Below are 6171 nucleotides of genomic sequence, written 5' to 3'. Positions count from 1 at the left end.
GATAGACATGCCGGACAATGCAGTTGCGCCTGCGCTGTCTGCTCGATCAGGGTGATGGCCGCAGCCTGTGGCGCGCTGGTGCGCAACAGATCGCCGCTGGCAAGGCGCTGGCGATGCGACAGTTGCGGGAATTGCCTGGCGAAGGCCTGCCACTGGGCTCTATCCATGATCGGCTCCTTGAAAGGAAATACCTGATCAGTTAGACCTCAGCAACTGCGGCGCGTTCCCACCGTTTTCGCTGACATAGCCTTTTTTTATCGCTCGTGCGCTTTGCTCCGCATGGACCAGACTCTCACGTTGATAGCCACTTCCCGGTGTTTCACGCGGGACGCACAGGCATGGCACCTTGCACGCGACGTTGTAAAACCACCCATGACAAAAAATAGTTTTATTGCATGGGTGCATGATCACTGGCATCGCGCTACTATGAAACATCGGCTTTCCGATAGGCGCCACCTTATCGCACCGGCCTGCGCCGGCTTTCCAATACGCACCATGAAGGAGACTGCAATGTCCAAGTTAGCCCCTGCTTTTTGCCTGTCGCTCATCCTTGCCGCGAGCGCGCTGCCGCCAGTGGGCAACGCCGCCGAAGGAGGCGCCACGCGCGCCGATGCCGAGACCATGGTCAGGAAGGGTGCGGCCTACATCAAGAGCGCTGGCGATGCCAAGGCTTATGCTGACATCACCGGCAAGACGCCGCAATTCATCCTGCATGACTTGTACCTGGTCGTCTACAAGCTCGACGGCACCGTCGTCGCGCATGGCGCCAACCCCAAGATGGTGGGCAAAAACTTGATCGAACTGAAGGATATCGATGGCAAGGCCTTCGTCAAGGAACGCGTTGACCTGGCCAGGAGCAAGGGTAGCTTCTGGCAGGAATACAAGTTCACGAATCCCGAGAACAAGAAGATCGAGCCGAAGGCGATGTACTGCGAAAAGCTGAACGAAACCGTCGTCTGCGGCGGCATCTACCTGTAGCCGGCCACCGCGCCGCCCGTGCCGGGATCACGCACAGCTCTTTTAACAATATGGGTTTCCTGTGAAAATCGCACACAAGATGTTGATCGTCCCGGTGGTGGCGCTGGCTTGCCTGCTCGCCATGGGAACGATGTCTTATTTCGCCATGCAGCAGGGCGAGCGGCGCATGCATGAATTGAAAGATGTCACCCTGACGGCGGAACGGCTGGCCAGCCGGCAAGCCATCGCCCTGGGCCAGGTGCATGCCGGGGTATATGCCAAGATCGCCATCGCCGCCAGTCTTTCTGAAGCGCAATTCAAGGAGTTCGGCACGCAAACAGAAAGCCAGCTCGACACCATCAGGCAAAGTTTGACCGAGCTGAAAAGCTATGCCGGCGCCACCACCGAAGCAGCCCAGGCGCTGCCGGCCGTCGAACGTTACCGGGCCAGCATCGCGCAGGCGCTGGATCTGGCGTCGATGGACCCCAACACCGGCGTGGCGGCCATGCAGGGCGCGACCACGCACTATCAGGTGGTGCGCAAGCAGCTCGATCAGGTGTTGCTCAATCTCGACCAGCGCACCGGCAATGCGCTGCAAGAAACCAGGCATGCGGGCCAGCGCGCCGCCTGGTTCTCGCTGGGCACGATGGCCATCGGCTTTGCCGTACTGGCGACAATCGCCATCTGGGTGGCGCGCGCCGTGGTGCGGCCCATCGACGAGGCCTGCCGCGCGGCCGAGTCGCTGGCCGCCGGCGACCTGACCATGCGCATCCATGCGGGGGGCGACGACGAGGTGGGCAAGCTGTCGCGCGCGCTGGCGACGGTAGTGCAAAACTGGAATACCCTGCTGAGCGAGATCAGGCAGGCCGGTTCCACCATCACGGTGGAGGCGAGCGAAATCGCGCTGGGCAATGCCGATCTGTCGGCGCGCACGGAATCGCAAGCCCACTCGCTGCAGGAAACGGCGTCATCGATGCATCAGCTGACCGATACCGTGCGTGAAAATGCCAGCCATGCGCACCAGGCCAACCAGATGGTGCTGTCTACCTCGGGCGTGGCACTGGAAGGCGGCCGCGTGGTCGGCCAGGTGGTCGAGACCATGGGCTCGATCAAGGCCAGCTCAGGGCGCATCGTCGACATCATCGCCGTCATCGACGGCATCGCGTTCCAGACCAATATCCTGGCCTTGAACGCGGCAGTGGAAGCGGCGCGCGCCGGCGAGCAAGGACGCGGCTTCGCCGTCGTCGCCACCGAGGTGCGCGGCCTGGCCCAGCGCTCGGCCACGGCGGCGCGGGAAATCAAGCAGCTGATCGAGGATTCCGTGGCCAGGATAGAAGCGGGCAGCGAGCTGGCAGACAGCGCCGGGCGCACCATGGGCGATATCGTCGCCTCGGTCGGGCAGGTGACGGAGATCATGAACGACATCACGGCGGCCAGCCAGCGCCAGAGCAAGGGCATCGAGGAAGTCAACAATGCCATCACTGAAATGGATGAGCTGACGCAGCGCAACGCCGCCCTCGTCGAGCAATCGGCCGCCGCCGCGCAAAGCATGCAGGACCAGGCGCACGAACTGCTCAGGGTGGTAGGCACCTTCCGCCTGAGTAACGCGGCGCCGCAGTTGCCGCAGCACTGAAGCAAATACGCTGAATTCGGCAACGGCGCCTTTTTATCGGCCTTCCGGATTGTCGAAGATCACCTCCAGCGCCTCGCCAAAGCGTGGCGTATCGACCGGGTCGACCAGGTACACCGCGTTGACCCGGTCATGCCTGGTATGGATGCGCACGCAGCGCCGGGCGCTGCGCCACTGATAGACCACGCGGCCAAGATCCCAGTCATCGTAGTCGACCGGCATGCCCAGCAACTGGAAGATATCATCCAGCGGCCGCTCGGCCAGATTCTTGACGCCACGAAAATAAATCTCCGCCACCTCGCCGCTCGCCACTTCCGGGTAGTTGTTTTGCATTTGCCGCCTCCTGGTGCGGATGATAGCCGAAATCATCCGGCCTGCAGGCCGGCGCCGCTTCGATAGGAATGTCACAGCACCAATATCGCCGCAGCCGGCACGGCCAGCACGCCAGCGGCCACGCCGAGCAATACCACGTCGCGCCGTTCGCCGCGCGCACGATTGGTGCTCCACGCCGCGAACAGGAGCGCTACCGCTACCCCAACGAGCAAATTACCTAAATGCATCATGTCGATTCCCCTTGCTGATCCGCTTGATTAAAAAATACGCTACCTACCGGTAGGCAGCAAGTGTACAATAAAAAGCGGCGGCAGTGTAGCCTCCGCGTTTTTTATTGAAAGGTAGTCCATGCAACAGCACACTCTTCCCCGCGCCGGCAGCCTCGGCCTGGCGGCGTCCCTGGCCCTGGTGGCCGTCCTTGGCCCGGCGGGCATCGACATGTATCTGGCCTCGATGCCGGCCATGGCGCGCGAACTGCAGACCTCGTATGCGAATGTGCAGCTGAGCCTGACGGTATTCCTGCTGGCGATGGGCATGGGCCAGTTGCCGTGCGGGCCGCTGACCGACATGCTGGGCCGGCGCCGGCCACTGCTGGCCGGCATCGCCGTGTATATCGCCGCGGCCCTGTGGGCGGCGCAGGCCGATCAGCTGCCCATGCTGCTGCTGGCGCGGCTGCTGCAGGGCCTGGGGGCGGCATTGACACTGGTGGTGGTGATGAGCATGGTGCGCGACGTGGCCGATGGCGTGCGGGCGGCGCAACTGTTCGCGCTGTTGATGACCATCGTTGGCCTGGCGCCGGTACTGGCGCCGGCCGTGGGCGGCATGGTCGATGCGCACTACGGCTGGCGCGCCGTGATGCTGGCGCTGGCCGGCCTGGGTGCGCTGACCCTGCTCAACAGTGCGCTGTTCCTGCCTGAAACCTTGCCAGTATCGAAACGCGTGTCGCCCAAAGGCGCGCTACGCACCTACGCCCGCATCGCGCTGAACCGCGCTTTCCTGCTGCCCGCACTGGCGCTGGCGGCCAGCTTTTTCTTCCTGTTCGCCTATATCGGCGGTGCCTCGCTGGTGTACCAGCACGATTTCGGCTTGCCGGCCGATACTTTCGGCCTGGTGTTCGGCGCCACCGGCGTGGCGGTGCTGCTGGGCGCCATGGCCAGCGGCAGCCTGGTCGGTCGCCATGGCGTGCTGCGCCTGTCGATGGGGGGCGCCTGCGCCATGCTGGGCGGCGCCGTGCTGGCGCTGGCGGCGGCCGCGCTGGGACTGGGCTTGCCGGGCGTGCTGCCGGGCCTGTTCCTGGCGCTCGGCGGGCTGGGCGTGGCCGAAGCGACCCTGATGGCGATCGCCATGGGTTCGCAGCAGCGCGCGCTGGGCTCGACGGCGGCCCTGCTGGGCGCGATACAGCTGACGATTGCGGGCATGGCCACGCCGGTGGCGGCCAGCCTGGCGCAGCTGGGGCCGCTGCCGTGGCTGTTGTTCTTGACCGCGGCGGGCCTGCTGGTATCATGGCTGACGCTGGTCAGCGCCCGCTCCAGTCCTGCGCACTCGGCCAGCCTGCCCCTACACTAATGCTACTTGCCTCACCTTATGAAGAAACGCTCGGCCTCGGCCGATAATATCTGCGCCGTCGCCGTCGCGCATTTTTCCGAACACGGCTACGACGCTTCGTCCCTCAACGATATCGCCGCACTGGCCGGCATGCGCAAGGCATCGCTGTATTCCCACTTCAGCGGCAAGGACGCGCTGTTCCTGGCCGTGTTCGACGATGCGCTGCAGCAGGAACAGGCCTTCATGGACAGCTGCTTTGCCGATGAAGCGAGCCGCTTTGCCAGCGGCGGCCAGCAGGCCGGCGCGCTGTACTGCGACCGCATGGCCGGGCGCTATGCCGATTCGGCCCACCTGCGCTTCCTGCTGCGCACCGCCTACCTGCCGCCATCGACCTTGCGGTTGCAGGTCGGCGCCGGCTTCGAAGCGCTGCTGGCGCAGTTGCTGCAGCACTATGTGGCCAGCCTCACCCGCCTGGCCCCTGCCCTGCCGCCACAGCGCACCGACCTGTATGCGCAGGCCTACCTGGGTATCGTCGACAGCCTGCACGTGGAACTGATCTACGCCGGCGGCGCCGCCTTGCAGCAGCGCCACGCGGCGCTGTGGCAGATCCTGTCCGATTCGCTGTCGATTCAATCTGTTTAACCTCCTGAAAGACCCCATGAAACACAGCCTGCCTGCCCTTCTGCTTTTCAGCGCTTTCAACGTCCAGGCGGCACCCTCGCAGACCGACCGCCAGCAACTGGAACAGGTGGTGGAAACTTTCCGCTTGTCCCTGATCAACAAGGACAAGGCCAGCTTCATGAAGCTGCTGTACAGCGAGACCATCCCCTGGATCGGCGTGGTCAAGGACAAGAGCATGAACATGATCGAAGACCGCGGCGACAAGGTCAGCAAGATCACGCCGGGCGCCAGCGCCGTCAGGTTCATCGATTCCATCGTCAGCGACACGGAAGCGATCGAAGAGAAATTCGACAATGTGCGCATCGATAGCGACGGCGATATCGCCCAGGTGTATTTCGACTACAACTTCAACCGTGGCGACTATCGCTCCAACTGGGGCCAGGAAGCATGGCAACTGGTGCGCACCACGCAAGGCTGGAAGATCAATTCGGTGATCTGGTCGATGGAATTCAACCCGCAAAAGCCGCCGAAAAAATCGCCCTGATCAAGCGCTAATGCCGTTCAGTTAGTGTCCCTGCGCTCCCGGTAAACCTGTAGAACAAATTAAAAACCCAGTCGCCCGCACAGGCCAACCGGGCCAAGCGAGCCTGAAAAATGTCGAGGGCAAGGCGCGGCGACGAAGACAGTACGCATGTACGGCGAGGAGCTGCAACGCAGCCATCGGCATTTTCTCAGGCTCGCGTCTCCGGCCCGCCGTTTTTACGTTTGTCAGCCTTACGCGTTTACATGCGTTGGACAGATTAACTGAACGGCATTACTGATCAAGCGCTGACTTTTTGCAGCATCGCCAGCGGCGCCGGCACGCCCTCGTCCTCTTCCGGATGCTGGTACAGGGCCTGCATTTCCGCCGCCGTCGATTCGGCATTGAGAACGCGCTCCATGCGTTCGCAAACCGGCGCACCCATCCACGGCGCGTGATCTCCAGACGCCTGGCGCCAAACCGCCACCTGCTATGCGCCGCGCCCGCCTACCTGGCGAAACACGGCAAGCCGAAGTCGCCGGCGGACCTGCGCCGGCATGCCTGG

General features: G+C 63.4%; 7 protein-coding genes and 2 pseudogenes. 6 read left to right on the top strand and 3 right to left on the bottom strand.

Annotated features, from left to right (window positions below):
- Positions 1-167: pseudogene (locus tag ASR47_RS26815) on the bottom strand (IS1595-like element ISJsp4 family transposase); the annotation flags it as partial.
- A 343-nt stretch (positions 168-510) separates the two neighbouring features.
- On the opposite strand from ASR47_RS26815, the gene ASR47_RS01760 reads away from it, so the two are divergent.
- Together ASR47_RS01760 and ASR47_RS01755 are read left to right on the top strand one after the other, a co-directional pair.
- A complete protein-coding gene (locus tag ASR47_RS01760) occupies positions 511-978 on the top strand; it encodes a cache domain-containing protein (RefSeq protein ID WP_065306048.1) in 468 nt (155 codons plus the stop codon).
- Positions 979-1039: 61 nt separating this feature from the next.
- On the top strand, positions 1040-2590 hold the full coding sequence (locus ASR47_RS01755) for a methyl-accepting chemotaxis protein (protein WP_281218412.1): 1551 nt from the start codon (positions 1040-1042) through the stop codon (positions 2588-2590).
- A gap of 33 nt (positions 2591-2623) precedes the next feature.
- On the opposite strand, the gene ASR47_RS01750 is transcribed toward ASR47_RS01755, so the two are convergent.
- Entirely contained in the window at positions 2624-2920 is a 297-nt protein-coding gene (locus ASR47_RS01750; protein ID WP_065306047.1) for a hypothetical protein, read from the bottom strand.
- A gap of 71 nt (positions 2921-2991) precedes the next feature.
- On the bottom strand, positions 2992-3150 hold the full coding sequence (locus ASR47_RS27310; protein WP_171898867.1) for a hypothetical protein: 159 nt from the start codon (positions 3148-3150) through the stop codon (positions 2992-2994).
- A gap of 118 nt (positions 3151-3268) precedes the next feature.
- Between ASR47_RS27310 and ASR47_RS01745 the strand changes: the two genes are divergently transcribed.
- The 4 genes and pseudogenes from ASR47_RS01745 to ASR47_RS28310 all read left to right on the top strand — a co-directional run.
- Positions 3269-4486, top strand: a complete 1218-nt coding sequence (locus ASR47_RS01745) for a Bcr/CflA family efflux MFS transporter (protein WP_065306046.1) — start codon at positions 3269-3271, stop codon at positions 4484-4486.
- 18 nt (positions 4487-4504) lie between these two features.
- Positions 4505-5107, top strand: coding sequence for a TetR/AcrR family transcriptional regulator (locus ASR47_RS01740; RefSeq protein ID WP_065306045.1), 603 nt, complete (start codon positions 4505-4507; stop codon positions 5105-5107).
- A 16-nt stretch (positions 5108-5123) separates the two neighbouring features.
- Positions 5124-5630: a nuclear transport factor 2 family protein gene (locus tag ASR47_RS01735; protein WP_065306044.1), complete on the top strand. Its 507-nt coding sequence runs from the start codon at positions 5124-5126 to the stop codon at positions 5628-5630.
- Between the two features lie 340 nt (positions 5631-5970).
- Positions 5971-6165, top strand: a pseudogene (locus ASR47_RS28310) (hypothetical protein); the annotation flags it as partial.
- Positions 6166-6171: the final 6 nt, after the last annotated feature.

Source organism: Janthinobacterium psychrotolerans (assembly GCF_001677885.1).
GTDB lineage: Bacteria > Pseudomonadota > Gammaproteobacteria > Burkholderiales > Burkholderiaceae_D > Janthinobacterium > Janthinobacterium psychrotolerans.
Note: the sequence above shows the minus strand (reverse complement) of the source record. Positions and strands in the feature narration are given on the sequence as shown.

Bases quoted from the DNA above. Each gene is read 5' to 3' on its own strand.
- ASR47_RS01760 (WP_065306048.1), top strand. From the start codon at position 511: ATGTCCAAGTTAGCCCCTGCTTTTTGCCTGTCGCTCATCCTTGCCGCG.
- ASR47_RS01750 (WP_065306047.1), bottom strand. From the start codon at position 2,920: ATGCAAAACAACTACCCGGAAGTGGCGAGCGGCGAGGTGGCGGAGATT.
- ASR47_RS27310 (WP_171898867.1), bottom strand. From the start codon at position 3,150: ATGATGCATTTAGGTAATTTGCTCGTTGGGGTAGCGGTAGCGCTCCTG.
- ASR47_RS01745 (WP_065306046.1), top strand. From the start codon at position 3,269: ATGCAACAGCACACTCTTCCCCGCGCCGGCAGCCTCGGCCTGGCGGCG.
- ASR47_RS01740 (WP_065306045.1), top strand. From the start codon at position 4,505: ATGAAGAAACGCTCGGCCTCGGCCGATAATATCTGCGCCGTCGCCGTC.
- ASR47_RS01735 (WP_065306044.1), top strand. From the start codon at position 5,124: ATGAAACACAGCCTGCCTGCCCTTCTGCTTTTCAGCGCTTTCAACGTC.